Raw genomic sequence first — 14,609 nt, 5'->3', positions numbered from 1 at the left:
ACACGCCACGACCCGGCACCGTCCGCCGAAGCACGCACAACCCGACGCCCGAAGATCCCCGCAGACCGGACCGCGACCTCACCCTCACCGGACCGAAGCACACCAGCCAGACGCCCCGCCGAACGCTCATCCAAAACCTCGGGAAGGTCGACCAGACCACCCCAACGGCCCACAAGCTCCAACGCCGCCACACGACCCAGACCCCACAACTGCGCCTGATCCAAAGCCGTCACACGCTCACTGGAGGCAACAGCAACCGCACCCCGCGTCACACACCACAACGGAGCCGCCACACCGGCATCACCAAGAGCCTGGACGAGAGCCAGCGTCAGCGCGACACCCCTCGGCACCGAGCCGAACACCGCATCCCGACCGCGTGCGAGCGCCAGCAACGACACCACACCCGCGAAACCGGACTCCGACCCAAGCCCCTCAGCAATCACCGCACGATCAGCCTGTGACACCTCCAGCACCACCGGCCGCGCACCACGGCCGGCCAGAGCGGCCACACACCGCCCGACCCACGCATCACCAGCCAGACCAGCCGGAACAACCACCAACCAATCACCCGACAGCAACCCCGACAGATCACCCAACGGCGACCACACCGCGTGATACCGCCAACTGCCTTCGGAAACACGCGGCTCGGACCGGGCAGGTTGCACCCAGTACCGCTCGCGCTGGAAGGCGTAGGTGGGCAGGTCGATCTGTCGAGGGCGGGCCGGGGCGAGCAGCGCGGCCCAGTCCACGGAGTGACCCTGGACGTAAACCTGAGCCAGGGCTTCGAGCAACGATGCCGCTTCGTCGCGGTCCCTGCGCAAGGCCGGGGCGAAGAGCATCTCCGGGGCGGTGTCCTGGCCCATGCCCGACAGGACGCTGTCCGGGCCCAGCTCCAGGAATGTGGTCACACACTGGTCCGCCAGGCAGGCGATGCCGTCGGCGAAACGTACGGTCGCGCGGACGTGGCGCACCCAGTATTCCGGGTCACACACTTCGTCGGCGGTGACAAGACCGCCGGTGAGGTTGGAGACCAGCGGGATGCGCGGCGCCTCGTACGACAGTTGCTCGGCCACCTTGCGGAAGTCGGCCAGCATCGGCTCCATCAACGGGGAGTGGAACGCGTGCGAGACACGCAGCCGCCGCACCCGGCGACCCTCACCCCGCCACACTGCCTCCAGCCCCGCCACCGACGCCTCAGCACCCGACACCACCACCGAGGACGGCCCATTGACAGCAGCAATGTCCACACCGGTGAAGTCGGCCAGCGCCGCACGAACGATCGCCTCGTCCGCCTCCACCGCCAACATCGCCCCACCCGACGGCAACGCCTGCATCAACCGGCCACGCGCCGCCACCAACGCACACGCATCCGCCAACGACCACACACCAGCCACGTACGCAGCCGCGATCTCACCAATGGAATGCCCGGCCACAAAGTCCGGCTTCACACCCCACGAAGAAACCAGCCGATAAAGGGCAACCTCCAGAGCGAACAGACCACACTGCGTGAACACCGTCTCATCAAGAGCGCCACCACCCTCGAACACAACCTCACGCAACGGCCGCTCCAAGTCGAACGCCGCACACACCTCATCAAAAGCTTCAGCGAAGACCGGGAAGGCTTCATACAGCCCACGCCCCATCCCGACCCGCTGGCTGCCCTGACCCGAGAACACCAACGCCAGCTTCCCCGGACCCGGCACACCACGGACCACACCAGCAGCCGGCTCACCCGAGACCACCGCACCCAGCCCGGCCCCGAAGCCAGACCGGTCCGCAGCCAACACCACCGCACGGTGCTCAAACACCGAACGGGCCGTGGCCAGCGAAAACGCCACATCGACAGGCGCCACGGTCTCATCCCGCGTCAACGACAGCAGCCGCTCCGCCTGACCCCGCAACGCAGCCTCGGACTTCGCCGACACCACCCACGGCACCACAGACACCGAGTCCACCGGAACAGCAGCCGGAACGTCCAATTCCGGCGCCTGCTCCAGGATCACATGCGCGTTCGTCCCACTGATACCGAACGACGACACACCCGCCCGACGAGGCCGACCACTCTCCGGCCACAGCACGGCCTCGGTCAACAGCTCCACCGCACCCGCGGACCAGTCCACATGCGAAGACGGCTCATCCACATGCAGCGACCGCGGCAGCACACCATGCCGCATCGCCAGCACCATCTTCATGATCCCGGCAACACCGGCGGCCGCCTGCGTGTGGCCGATGTTCGACTTCACCGAACCCAGCCACAACGGCTCGTCTGCCGCCCGGCCCTGGCCGTACGTCGCGAGCAGCGCCTGCGCCTCGATCGGGTCGCCGAGCTTGGTGCCCGTACCGTGTGCCTCGACCGCGTCGACCTCGGCGGCCGACAAGCCGGCGCTGGCCAACGCCGCGCGGATCACCCGCTGCTGCGACGGGCCGTTCGGCGCGGACAGACCGTTGCTCGCACCATCCTGGTTCACCGCCGAACCACGCACCACCGCCAGCACCCGATGCCCGTTACGCCGCGCGTCCGACAGCCGCTCCAGCAGCAACACACCCGCGCCCTCGGACCAGCCCGTCCCGTCGGCCTCGGCGGAGAACGGCTTGCAACGGCCGTCCGACGCGACGCCTTGCTGGCGGCTGAACTCCACGAAGAGACCAGGGGTCGCCATCACGGTCACACCGGCGGCAAGGGCCAGCGAGCACTCGCCCTGCCGCAGCGACTGCGCCGCCAGATGCAACGCCACCAACGACGACGAACACGCCGTGTCCACCGTCACCGCAGGGCCCTCGAACCCGAACGTGTACGAGATGCGCCCCGAGGCGGCACTGACGCTGTTGCCGGTGAGGAGGTAGCCCTGGAGCCCGTCCGAGGCGTCGTGCATCCGGGGGCCGTAGTCCTGGGACATCGCGCCGACGAAGACACCTGTCTCGCTCTTCGTCCGGTCGTCGGGAGCGATACCCGCCCGCTCGAACGCCTCCCACGCGGTCTCCAGCAGCAGCCGCTGCTGCGGATCCATCGCCAGCGCCTCACGCGGCGAGATCCCGAAGAACTCGGCATCGAAGTCACCTGCGTCGTAGAGGAAACCGCCCTCGCGGGTGTACGTCGTCCCCGGCTTTCCGCGCTCCGGGGAGTACAGGCCGGCCAGGTCCCAGCCACGGTCCGTCGGGAATCCGCCGATCGTGTCCTCGCCGGAAGCGACCAGGTCCCAGAGCTCTTCGGGCGACCCGATACCGCCCGGGAACCGGCAGCTCATCCCCACGATCGCGATCGGGTCGTCGTCGACCGGCACCACCGACGCCGGCGCGGCCGCCACCTGCTCACCGTCGAGGAGGGAGGTCCTCAGGTGGCGTGCGAGGACGGCGGGAGTGGGGTAGTCGAACAGCAGGGTGGTCTGCAGCCGCAGGCCCGTCGTGAGGTTCAGGCGATTGCGGAACTCGACGGCACCCAGCGAGTCGAAGCCGAGCTCCTTGAACGTCCGCCCGGCGTCGACGGCTTCCGGCCCGTCGTAACCCAGCGTCGTGGCGACCTGGTCACGCACCAGGTCCAGGAGCAGATCGTCCTGCTCGCTCCCCTCCAACTCCGCCAGACGCGCCCTGAGTCCCGAGGCGGCGTCGGTCGACGGCACACTCGCCCGCACCTCCGCCGAGGTGTCCAGCCAGTGACGGCTGCGCTGGAAGGCGTACGTGGGGAGGTCCACGCGACGCGCGCCCGTGCCCTCAAAGATCTTGGCCCAGTCGACGGAAGCCCCGCCTACGAATGCCTCGGCGACAGAAGTCAGGAAGCGGTCCAGGCCGCCCTCGCCGCGGCGCAGGGAACCGACAGCGGTGATGGTGTGGGTCTCTGCGGTCTGCTCGATGCCCATAGTCAGGACCGGGTGGGCGCTCGACTCCACGAACAGGCGGAAGCCGTCATCCAGGAGGGCCTGGACGGCTTCCTGGAAGCGGACGGTCTGGCGCAGGTTGCGGTACCAGTAGGCGGCATCGAGAGCGCCAGTCTCCAGCACTCCACCGGTCACCGTGGAATAGAACGGCACGGAGGCCGGGCGCGGGGAGATTCCGGCGAGGTCGCGCAACAGCGCGCTCTCGATCTCCTCCACGTGTGCGCAGTGCGAGGCGTAATCCACCGCGACACGACGCGCACGGATACCGTCCGCCTCACAGCCGGCGAGGAGTTCATCGAGGGCGTCCGTGTCTCCGGACACAACCACCGTGGCGGGTCCGTTGATCGCGGCCACAGACAAACGATCGTCCAGGCGCTCCTCGACCGCCTGCACATCCAGCGAGACGGACACCATGCCGCCCCGGCCGGACAGGGCCCGCAGAGCCTTGCTCCGCAGCGCCACCACCTTCGCCGCATCCTCCAAGGACAGCGCACCCGCAACACAAGCCGCCGCTATCTCACCTTGCGAGTGACCGATGACAGCAGCCGGCTCCACACCGGTCGAACGCCACACCTCCGCCAACGAAACCATCACAGCCCACAACACCGGCTGCACCACGTCGACCTGCTCAAGCCAGGCGGCGTCCTCCGCACGCAGCAGACCGGTCAACGACCAATCCACATACGGCGCCAACGCCGCCCCGCACTCCGCGATCCGCTCCGCGAACACCGCCGAGGAATCCAACAGCTCCGCCGCCATACCGGCCCACTGCGACCCCTGCCCCGGGAACACGAACGCCACACGGCCATCCGCCCCCGCGACACGACCCCGCACCACACCGGGCGCCTCACGCCCCTCCACCAGAGCGCTCAGACCAACCTGATGTCCGGCCAGCACCACAGCACGGTGCTCGAAAGCACTCCGGCCGGCCGCCAGCGAGAAACCCACATCCAGCGGCGGCAACTCCCCCACACGCGCCAGCAACCGCTCCGCCTGCGCACGCAACGCCGCCTCGGACTTCCCCGACACCACCCACGGCACCACCGGCGCCTCGACCCGCGCCGACGTGTCCTGCTGGGCGTGCCGCGGTCCCTCGGTGAGGACGACGTGGCAGTTCGTACCGCCCACTCCGAAGGAGCTGACACCGGCGGTGCGCGGGGTGTCCGGGGCGGGGGTCCAGGGGGCGGTGGCGGTCTGGACGCGCAGGTTCAGTTCGTCCAGGGGGATGTCCGGGTTCGGTGTCCGGAAGTTGAGGCTGGGGAAGAGTTCGCCGTGCCTGAGGCCGAGGGCCGCCTTGATGAGGCCCACGATGCCCGCGGCGCCCTCCAGGTGGCCAACGTTGGTCTTGGCGGAGCCGACCAGGAGCGGGTCGTCCCGGCGGGCCGTGCCCAGGACGGCGCCGAGGGCCGCGGCCTCGATCGGGTCGCCGACCTTCGTGCCGGTGCCGTGGAGTTCGACGTACTGGACCTGGGAGGGGTCCACGCCGGCCTGCTCGTAGGCGCGCCGGAGCACGTCCTCCTGCGCGGCCTGCCGGGGGGTGGTGAGGTGGGTGCCGCCGCCGTCGTTGTTGACGGCGCTGCCGCGGATGACGCAGTGGACGGTGTCGCCGTCGGCGAGGGCGTCCGCGAGGGGCTTGAGCACGACGGCGCCGCCGCCTTCGCCTCGTACGTAGCCGTTGGCGCGGGCGTCGAAGGTGTAGCTGACCCCGTCGGGTGACAGGCCGCCGAACCTGGCGACGCCGACGCTGCTCTCGGGGGCGAGGATGAGGTTGACACCGCCGACGACGGCCACCGTGCTCTCGCCGCGGCGCAGGCTCTCACAGGCCAGGTGGACGGCGACGAGGGAGGATGCCTGTCCCGCGTCGAGGGTGAGGCTGGGGCCGCGCAGGCCGAGGTGGTAGGAGACGCGGTTGGCGATGATGCCGCGGTGCAGTCCGGTGAAGCTGTGCCGGTCGATGGCGTCGAGGCCGCGGCGCCGCTGGAGGGTGGCGTAGTCGTCCGCGATGACGCCGATGTACACGCCGGTGGCGGTGTCGCGGAGGCGGTCGGGGACGATGCCGGCGTCCTCCAGGGCCTCCCAGGTCAGTTCCAGCACGAGGCGTTGCTGGGGGTCCATCGCGGCGGCCTCGCGGGGCGAGACGCCGAAGAAGTCCGCGTCGAAGTGGTCCACCTGGTGCTGGGCCAGGAAGCCGGCGCGCCGGGTGCCGGGGGCGTCCGCAGCGGAGAGGCCGGCCGCGTTCCAGCGTTCCGCGGGGACCTCGGTGATCGCGTCGACGCCGCTGCGGAGCATGTCGCGGAAGGCGGCCGGGTCGGGTGCCCCGGGGAGGCGGCACGAGAGTCCGACCACTGCGATCGGAGCGTCCGCCATGTTCGGGCAGGCGGCCTCGGAACCCTTCATGTGCGTGACTCCCTGGGGGACCAGAACGTGGGACGCCGAGCGCGACGGAACTGCGCTCCCGGCTCTATGGGCATGACAGTGATTGCTTTGTCGGTGTGGGGGCGCCGGCGATGCCTGGCGGTGCCGCGGGCACCGGGCGGCGGCCGCCGATACATGCTGCCGTTGTGCGGACCCGTCCCGGGCAAGCCGGGATCACCCCGTCGCGCCCGGCGAGGGGCGCGACGAGGGGTACGGGTGTGCGGGCGGACCGGCAGGCGGGAGCTCGTGTCCCGGCCGGTGGTACGGCCCGGTGGGGGCTAGTAGATGCCCTCGGGGGCCGAGCGGACGACCTGGAGCGGCCGGACGTTGGCGACGCCGTCGCAGGGCCAGGCGTCGCCCGTGTCGTACCGCACGGCGATGTCGCGCTCGAGGATGTTCGGCAGGAAGAGGTCGTCGTGCAGGACGGTGAGCCGGACCTGGCCCTGTTCGCCGTAGCCGACGACCTTCGACCAGTCGTCCTTGTCGACCACGGCCATGGTCACCTGCGGGTAGTTGGGCAGGTAGGGCATCAGCGCGCCGTCGTTCTCCACGGGGAGGCCGACGGTGTTGCCGAAGGTGTTGGCGTAGGTCACGACGACCAGCCCGCCGCCGAGCGCCTCGTGGAAGGCGCGGCGCATCGCGGGGGTGGCGTGGGTGCCGCTGAGGCGCACGCCCTTCAGCTCGGCCACCAGTTCCGGCCTGGCCTTGATGAGGGCCTGGAGGAGCGCGGGGGTGGTGACGAGGTAGTCGACGGGCTGGCTCTCCAGGACGGCGGCCATCTGGTCGATGAGGTGCGCCGTGTATTCCTGGGCTTCCTTGAGCTTGCCGTTGCGCAGCATGCGCTTGACCCAGCGGGGGTCGAAGTCGATGCCGTACACGCGGCCGTCGTAGAGGTCCGCCAGGTCGGCGGCGCCGTGGCCGATGAGGTGGGGGCCGGTCGGGGTGGCCTGGAGCCAGACCCGGCCGGGCTCGAAGCCCTCGCGCTCGATGATCCATCGTCGCCAGGCGGCGCGGTGTTCGAGCATGGGCTCGGTGTAGAAGACGCGGCAGGGGCTGCCGGTGGTGCCGCCGGAGTCCCAGATCCGCCCGGACAGCGGGCGGGGCAGTGCCAGGGGCACCAGGTCGGTGGGGTCGAGCGTGCGCAGGACGCCGAGCGGCATGGGGCCGAAGGCGGCGAGGTCGGCGTAGCGGGTGATGTCACCGGGTGCGACGCCGATCTCGGCGGCGCGCTCGATCCAGTACGGGGCGCCGGTCTCGGGGTCGAGGTGGTGGCGGACGATGCGGCGCGTCCAGGCGTCGATGTCCTGTGCCAGCCACTTGTCGATGAGCGGGGTCACGTCCTTCATGGTCAGCCCACCACCGTTTCGCCGGCGGGGAGTTCGATGCCGAAGTCGTAGACGGCGGTCATCGCCTCGAAGACGTGGTCCGGGGACTCGACGTGCACCACGGGGAAGGAGGCGCTCTGGAAGGTGCCGAAGGCGGCGGGGCCGAGGACCAGGCCGAGCTCGGTGCCGGCGTCCTCGAGGCTGCCGATCATGTCGGCGACGTTCACGGGGTCGGTGGGGTTGCGGCGGAAGAGGTCGCGGATCTCTTCCCCCGTGGTGAGCGCCTTGCGTTCCATGCAGGAATGGACGGGAACGCGTGGGTCCTTGAAGGTCATGGCGTCCAGCCTGGGCGCGAGGAAATCGCTGACGTGCTGCTGCAACGGGGAGTGGAAGGCGGCGCCGTGATCCTCGGAGACGTGCAGGGCTCCGGCGGGCAGGGTGGTGCCGAAATGGTCGAGGGCGGTGCGGTAGCCGCCGAGCAGGACCATGCGTTCGTTGCCGTTGCCGACCCGTCCGAGATCGGCGGACAGATATACGTCATTGACGTCGGCGAGCAGGGCCGCGGTATCCGTGTCGAAGGGAATGCGGAGCATGGCGACGGCTTGCCGGGGACTGCCGGGCGGGGGTGCGGGAACTTCCCGCAGTCGCATCAGGAGAGTGAAAAGGTCCTGGCGTTCCACCGCGCCCGCGAGGGTCGCGGAGACAAGTGCGCCGAAACTGAGGCCGGATACCGCGGCCGGGGTGATTCCGTATTCCGCGGCGAGCACGTCGGCGATTCCGAGAACGGCGGCTGCCTGACGAATGGCGCCGACTCCCTGACGGTGTTCCTGTCCCGGCTGTCGTTGTTCGTGGAATATGCGGTCGACTTCGATACCGGTCCACTGCGCGATGTCCGCGTAGGTCTGCTGCACGCTCGGGAAGAGTTCGTACAGCTCCGCGCCGGCTCCCGGCTGATCGTTCATGCCGCCGTCAAGGATGTATGCAAGCGTCATTCAGGCCCCCGTTCCCGCTCTCTCCTCCGGACAGAGCGATGCTGCATCGCGGCGGGTCCCGTTGACACTTCCCCGGTGGACCCGCCCGCGCTCCCACCCTACAAACTTTCGAACTTCACGCGACTGTAACCATGGTCACATTCATGCATGTGAATCATGGACTACCGCATGGCAGGTAATTGGTCCATACCGGAGTTGACGATGGCATGGACCTCTCACCGTCAAGTGCCGCCAGGTGACAGCCCGTTCACGACTCCGCGCGTGCGGCGCCCAGATCCGCCCAGATCCGGTCCAGGGCGTCGACGAAGCCCTCGACCTCCTCGGAGGTGTGCACGGCCCCGGGCGCGACACGCAGGATCTCCTCACCGACCCGCACGCTCGGCGCGTTGATCGCCTGCACATAGATCCCGTAACGGTCCAGCAGCAGGGCGGACATGCGCTTGCACAGGGCCTCGTCCTTCACCAGGACGGAGACGATATGCGTCTGGTCCGAGATAAAGGGAATGCGCCGTTCCGTCAGCAGTTTGTGCATCAACTGCGCGTTGTCCCACAGAAGGGAGCGTTCGTCCTCGGACGACCGCAGATGCCGCACGGCGGCGAGGGCGCCCGCGGCCACGGCGGGCGGCAGGGCGGTGGTGAAGATGAAGGAACGGGACAACATCCGCACGGCCTCGATCACTTCGGCCGGGCCCGCGATATAGCCGCCGTTGGTGCCGAAGCCCTTGGCCAGCGTGCCCATGATGACCGTGAAGGCGTCGGCAATGCCCTCCCGGGCCGCGATGCCGGCGCCCTCCGGGCCGTACATGCCGACCGCGTGCACCTCGTCGAGAAAGGTCATCGCCCCGTACCGCTCGGCGATCTCCGCGATCTCGGCGAGCGGCGCGATGTCGCCGCTCATCGAGTACACGGACTCGGCGACGATGAGCTTGGGCACGTCCGGGTCGGCGGCCGCGAGCAGTTCTTCCAGGTGGGCGGTGTCGTTGTGCCGGAAGATGTGCTTCCGCGCACCGCTGTGGCGCAGGCCGTCGATGATGGAGGCGTGGTTCAGCGCGTCGGAGAAGACGACGCAGCCCTCCAGGCGCCCGGCGATCACGGACAGCGCGCCGTCGTTGGCGGTGTAACCGGAGCTGAAGAGGAGGGCGTCCTCCTTGCCGTGCAGCGCGGCGAGCTCCTTCTCCAGCAGCACATGGCAGTGGTTGGTGCCGCCGATGTTCCGCGAACCACCGGCGCCCGCGCCGTATTTGTCGACGGCTTCCTTCATGGCGTCGAGGACCGCGGGGTGCTGCCCCATGCCGAGGTAGTCGTTGCTGCACCAGACGTTGATCCTGGCCGCGTCGTCGCCGCCGCGTACGCTGGCGGCGGGGAACCGGCCGGCGAGCCGTCCGATCTCCAGGAACTCCCTCTTGCCCCCGTCGGAGCCTTCGGTGAGGCGGGAAAAGAGGTCCAGATATGGGGTCGTCACGTCTACTCGCTTTCGAGGCCAGCTGGGTGTGGTTGCCGCCTGTGCGCGAATGCGCCGGGCGCGGCTGCGGAGACTTCGTGGCGCCGGGTGCGGGGAGTCGGGGATCGCCCGCCGGAAATCACGGCGCGCCGTCCTCGATTCGAGGAGGCAGGGGGAATTGACCTCTGTATATCACCGTTCCATGCCACCGTCCAACCATCCGGTCCGTGACCGTCAATCGGCGCACCGTAAAGCGGAACTGCCGCCTCGACCAGGAAACTGACGATCAATCAGACATGGTTGCCAGGTCATCGTCAGTATGTGATCCTGCCCCGAGCAAACCGGTTCGGCGCAGTGGAGATTCGATGTCTACGAACGAGAATTATGTCCGCCGGGTCCTTGAGGCGCTGGCGGGCGCTCCGGACCGGATCGCCCTGTGGCGGGAGGGCGAGGAGTACACCGCGGCCCGGTTCTCCGGGACAGTTCTCGCCGCGGCGGAATTCCTGCGCCGGCACTTTACGGAAGGCGAAACTCCGATTGTGGCGGTGCTGACCGTCACCAATAGCCCGGCGACCATAATTCTGCGCTACGCGGCGAACCTCGTCGGAGCCACCGTGGTGCACCTGCACTCCACGAACGCGGTGGACCCCAACGACCAACTGACCGCCGCCGCACGGCTGGAGATCCTCCGGACGACCGGGGCGACCTTCCTCGCCGTCGACAAGGAGAACGCCGACACGGCCCGCGAGCTGTGCGACCGGTTGCCGCACGCGCCCCGGCTCGCCGCGCTCGGCGACCTCGGCCCCGACGTCCTGGATCTGACGGCGGGCGACCCTGAGGCCCTCGGCCTGGACGCGATCGAGGCCGACCCCGAGCAGCCCGCCGTGGTGCTCTACACCAGCGGCACGAGCGGCGCGCCCAAGGGCGTCACCCTGCCGTACCGGGTCCGCAGCCTCTATCTCCTCGCGGGCCTCCAGGCCCCGGCCCCGATCGTGTATCTGTCGACCCTGCCCGTGAGCCACTCCAACGGCTCGGGCGCCGACCTCGCCCTCGCTTCCGGCGGCACGGTCGTCCTGCACGACGGCTTCGAGCCGGGCGCCGTCCTGCGCGCGGTGGAACGGCACCGGGTCTCCGCCCTGACGCTCACCCCGCCGCAGCTGTACATGCTGGTCGACCACCCGGACACCGCCGGCACCGACCTTTCCAGCATCAAGATCATTTCCTATGGCGGCTGTGCCGCCTCCCCCGCGCGGCTCGCCGAGGCGGTCGAGGTGTTCGGCCCGGTGCTTCTGCAGTTCTACGGCACCACCGAGACCAGCGGCATCACCGTGCTGATGCCGCCCGACCACTTCGACCCGGAACTCCGCGCCACCGTCGGCCGTCTGACCGCCGAGGTGCGCGTCCTCGACCAGGACGACCAGCGCGAACTCCCGCCGGGCGAGACCGGCGAGGTGTGCGTGCGCACCCCGTTCACCATGCTCGGCTACTGGGGCGACCCGGAGCTGACCGCCGCGACCGTCCGCGACGGCTGGGTGCACACCGGCGATCTCGGCTCCCTCGACGAGCGCGGCTATCTGCGCCTGCACGGCCGGATGGGCGAGGTGATGAAGACCAACGGGATCAAGGTCCACCCCACGGACGTCGAGAACGCGCTGCTCTCCCACCCCGAGATCGCCCAGGCCGCCGTGTACTGCGTCGTCGACGCCGACGCCGTCGAGCACATCCACGCCGCGGTGGTCGCCCGCACGGGCGCGGCCGTCGACGCCGAGGCCCTGATCGGCCACGTCGCCGCCGAGCTGTCCCCGAAGCACGTGCCCGCCGTGGTCACCTTCCACGACACCCTGCCCCTCACCGGCGCGGGCAAGCCGGACAAGCAGGCGCTGGCCGCCCGGCACGCGGACGCGGCATGACCCTCAGCGCCGCGTCCATCCTCGCGGAGTCCGCGCTGCGGCGCCCGGACCACACCGCGCTCGCCTTCGGGCCGGAGCGGTTCACCTACGCCGAACTGTGGGACGCCGCCCGGCGGTACGCGACCGTGCTGCGGGAGCAGGGCGTGCGTCCGGGTGACCGGATCGCCCTGCTGCTGCCCAACTCGCCGCACTTCCCGATGGTGTACTACGGCGTGCTGGCCCTCGGCGCCGTCGCCGTCCCGGTGCACGGCCTGCTGCGCGCCGAGGAGATCGTCCACGTGTTGCGCGACTCGGAGGCCGGGGCGCTGGTGTGTGCCGAGCCGATGCTCCCCCAGGGCGCCGAGGCCGCGCGAGTCGCGGACGTCGCCGTGCTCACCCTCATGGAGGAGACCGACGGCGGCTCACCGCGCCTCGACGTCCTCGCCGAACGGGCGGAGCCGCTCGACCGCTGCGCGCCGCGTGCGCCCGAGGACCTGGCCCTGGTGCTCTACACCTCCGGTACCACCGGCCGGCCCAAGGGCGCGATGATCACCCAGCTCAACCTGGTGATGAACGTCAGCACCACGATGCGCTCGCCGTTCGACCTCGGCCCCGACGATGTACTCCTCGGCTGCCTGCCGCTCTTCCACACCTTCGGCCAGACCTGCGGCATGAGCGCCGTCTTCCTGGCCGGCGGCACCCTCGTGCTCATGAGCCGCTTCGACGGCCCCGGAGCGCTCGGCCTCATGATCGCCGAGAAGTGCACGGTGTTCATGGGTGTCCCGACGATGTACCTCGCCCTCCTCGACGCGGCCGCCCACGAGCCCCGTCGCCCGCCGCTCGACCGCGCCTTCTCCGGCGGCTCCGCGCTGCCCGTCAAGGTGCTCGAGGACTTCGAGGACGTCTACGGCTGCCCGATCTACGAGGGGTACGGCCTGACCGAGGCGTCCCCGTGCGTCGCGTACAACCAAAAGGCGTGGCCCCGCAAGCCCGGCACCGTCGGCCGGCCCATCTGGGGCGTCGAGGCGGAGATCGCCGCCGCCGACGTGGAGGGCCGCATCGAGCTGCTGCCGGACGGCGAGGTCGGTGAGATCGTCGTGCGCGGCCACAACATCATGGCGGGCTATCTCAACCGGCCGGAGGAAACGGCGGCCGTGCTCGTCGACGGCTGGTTCCGCTCGGGCGACCTGGGGGTGAAGGACGCGGACGGCTATCTGACCCTGGTCGACCGCAAGAAGGACATGGTGCTGCGCGGCGGCTACAACGTCTACCCGCGCGAGGTCGAGGACGTGCTCATGCACCACCCGGCCATCGCCCAGGTCGCCGTGATCGGCGTCCCCGACGAGGTGTACGGCGAGGAGGTCTGCGCCGTGGTGCGCCCCCGGCCCGGCACGGCGCCCGGCCCCGCGCTCGCCTCGGAGATCGTGGCCTGGAGCAGGCAGCGGGTCGCCGCGCACAAATACCCGCGCCTGGTGGAGTTCGTCGACGCCTTTCCCCTCGGGCCGAGCGGGAAGGTGCTCAAGCGGGAACTCACGGCGCGGTTCGGCGAAGTGCGGGACGGGAGCGGGCCCCGAAGGCCGTGAGGTCCTCGGTCAGCGCCGCGGTCACCTGCTCCCGCTGCTCGTTGAGGTAGAAGTGACCTCCGCGGAACGTCCGGATCCGGAAGTCGGAAACGGTGTGCTCCGCCCACCGTTCCGCTTCCCGGCCGCTCACCTGCGGGTCGGTGTCACCGGTGTAGACGACGAGGGGGCAGCTCAGCGCGGGGCCCTGCCGGTAGGCGTACGTCTCCACGGCGGTGTAGTCGGCGCGGAGCGCCGGCATGATCATCCGTACGACGTCCTCGTCGTCCAGGAGAGCGGAGTCGGTGCCCGCCAACTCGCGGATCCCCGCGAGGAGTTCCGCGTCGTCCCGGAGCCGCGCCGTCCGCCGCCGCGCGGGGCCGGGCGCCGCACGCCCCGAGACGATCAGCCCCAGCAGCCGGCCGTCCGACTCCGCCTCCAGCCGCCGCGCGGTCTCGAAGGCGAGCGTGCCGCCCATGCTGTGCCCGAAGAGGACCATGGGCCGGTCGCCGCAGTCGCGCAGTGCCCCCGTGATGCCCCGCACCAGCTCGTCGACGCTGCTGAGCGGAGCCTCGGACCTGCGGTCCTGCCGCCCCGGATACTGCAAGGCGACCACCTCGGCACGGTCCGAGAGCGCGGCGGACAACGGCAGGAAATAACTGGCCGACCCACCCGCGTGCGGAAAGCAGACCACGGTGACCTCACGGTCCGGGCCGCCGCCCGAAGAATGAAACCGCCTGAGCCACGACTCCCCGATACCACCCATGAGTTCCCACCCGTTCTGTCGCCCCGTCGAACGCGCCCGGCGAAGCACGCTCCGACGCCAACCCTTCCGGACGGTCGCCTGATGATCAAGACATCGGGTATGAGGGGAACGCCTCATCGACGGACCTCGAACCACTGGCCGACGCGGCGGGCCGCGGCCCCGCGGGCCGCTCTTCCCCCTCACCCCGGCATGCCGGGCGGAAGCCCATGCACACCGCCCTCCCGCGACGGCTCGCGCGGCGGGAACCGGTCCCCCCGGGGCACCACCCCCGAGGGGACCGTCCGTGCTGCGCGCTGGACCTGCCAAGGTCAACGACAGCGCTCCGGCCGGTCAGTGGCCGGTGACCAGCT

The 14,609-nt window shown here is 70.1% G+C and carries 7 protein-coding genes; 2 read left to right on the top strand and 5 right to left on the bottom strand.

The window, feature by feature from the left end; all coding sequences use genetic code 11:
• From ACH427_RS30285 to hemA, 4 genes are all read right to left on the bottom strand, one after another.
• A partial coding sequence (locus ACH427_RS30285) for a type I polyketide synthase (protein WP_398874645.1) occupies nucleotides 1-6,269 on the bottom strand: 6,269 nt, incomplete at its 3' end.
• A 296-nt stretch (nucleotides 6,270-6,565) separates the two neighbouring features.
• The gene (locus ACH427_RS30280) at nucleotides 6,566-7,633 is read right to left on the bottom strand and encodes an arylcarboxylate reductase (protein WP_398874643.1); all 1,068 of its coding nucleotides are present in this window, start codon (nucleotides 7,631-7,633) and stop codon (nucleotides 6,566-6,568) included.
• A 2-nt stretch (nucleotides 7,634-7,635) separates the two neighbouring features.
• A complete protein-coding gene (locus ACH427_RS30275; protein WP_398874641.1) occupies nucleotides 7,636-8,604 on the bottom strand; it encodes an ACP S-malonyltransferase in 969 nt (322 codons plus the stop codon).
• A gap of 247 nt (nucleotides 8,605-8,851) precedes the next feature.
• Nucleotides 8,852-10,066: a 5-aminolevulinate synthase gene (hemA, locus tag ACH427_RS30270; protein ID WP_398874639.1), complete on the bottom strand. Its 1,215-nt coding sequence runs from the start codon at nucleotides 10,064-10,066 to the stop codon at nucleotides 8,852-8,854.
• Nucleotides 10,067-10,410: 344 nt separating this feature from the next.
• Here hemA and ACH427_RS30265 point away from each other — a divergent pair, with 344 nt between their 5' ends.
• Both ACH427_RS30265 and ACH427_RS30260 read left to right on the top strand, forming a co-directional pair.
• Complete coding sequence (locus tag ACH427_RS30265) at nucleotides 10,411-11,955, top strand: fatty acid--CoA ligase family protein (RefSeq protein WP_398874637.1); 1,545 nt, start codon at nucleotides 10,411-10,413, stop codon at nucleotides 11,953-11,955.
• Nucleotides 11,952-13,517, top strand: coding sequence for a long-chain fatty acid--CoA ligase (locus ACH427_RS30260; RefSeq protein ID WP_398874635.1), 1,566 nt, complete (start codon nucleotides 11,952-11,954; stop codon nucleotides 13,515-13,517). Before ACH427_RS30265 ends, ACH427_RS30260 begins: the two co-directional genes overlap by 4 nt.
• On the opposite strand, the gene ACH427_RS30255 is transcribed toward ACH427_RS30260, so the two are convergent.
• On the bottom strand, nucleotides 13,465-14,259 hold the full coding sequence (locus ACH427_RS30255; protein ID WP_398874633.1) for a thioesterase II family protein: 795 nt from the start codon (nucleotides 14,257-14,259) through the stop codon (nucleotides 13,465-13,467). The two genes, ACH427_RS30260 and ACH427_RS30255, sit on opposite strands and share 53 nt — an antisense overlap.
• Nucleotides 14,260-14,609: the final 350 nt, after the last annotated feature.

It is taken from the genome of Streptomyces sp. NPDC020379 (assembly GCF_044387105.1).
Taxonomy (GTDB): Bacteria; Actinomycetota; Actinomycetes; order Streptomycetales; family Streptomycetaceae; genus Streptomyces.
This window is presented reverse-complemented; position numbering and strand designations above follow the sequence as displayed.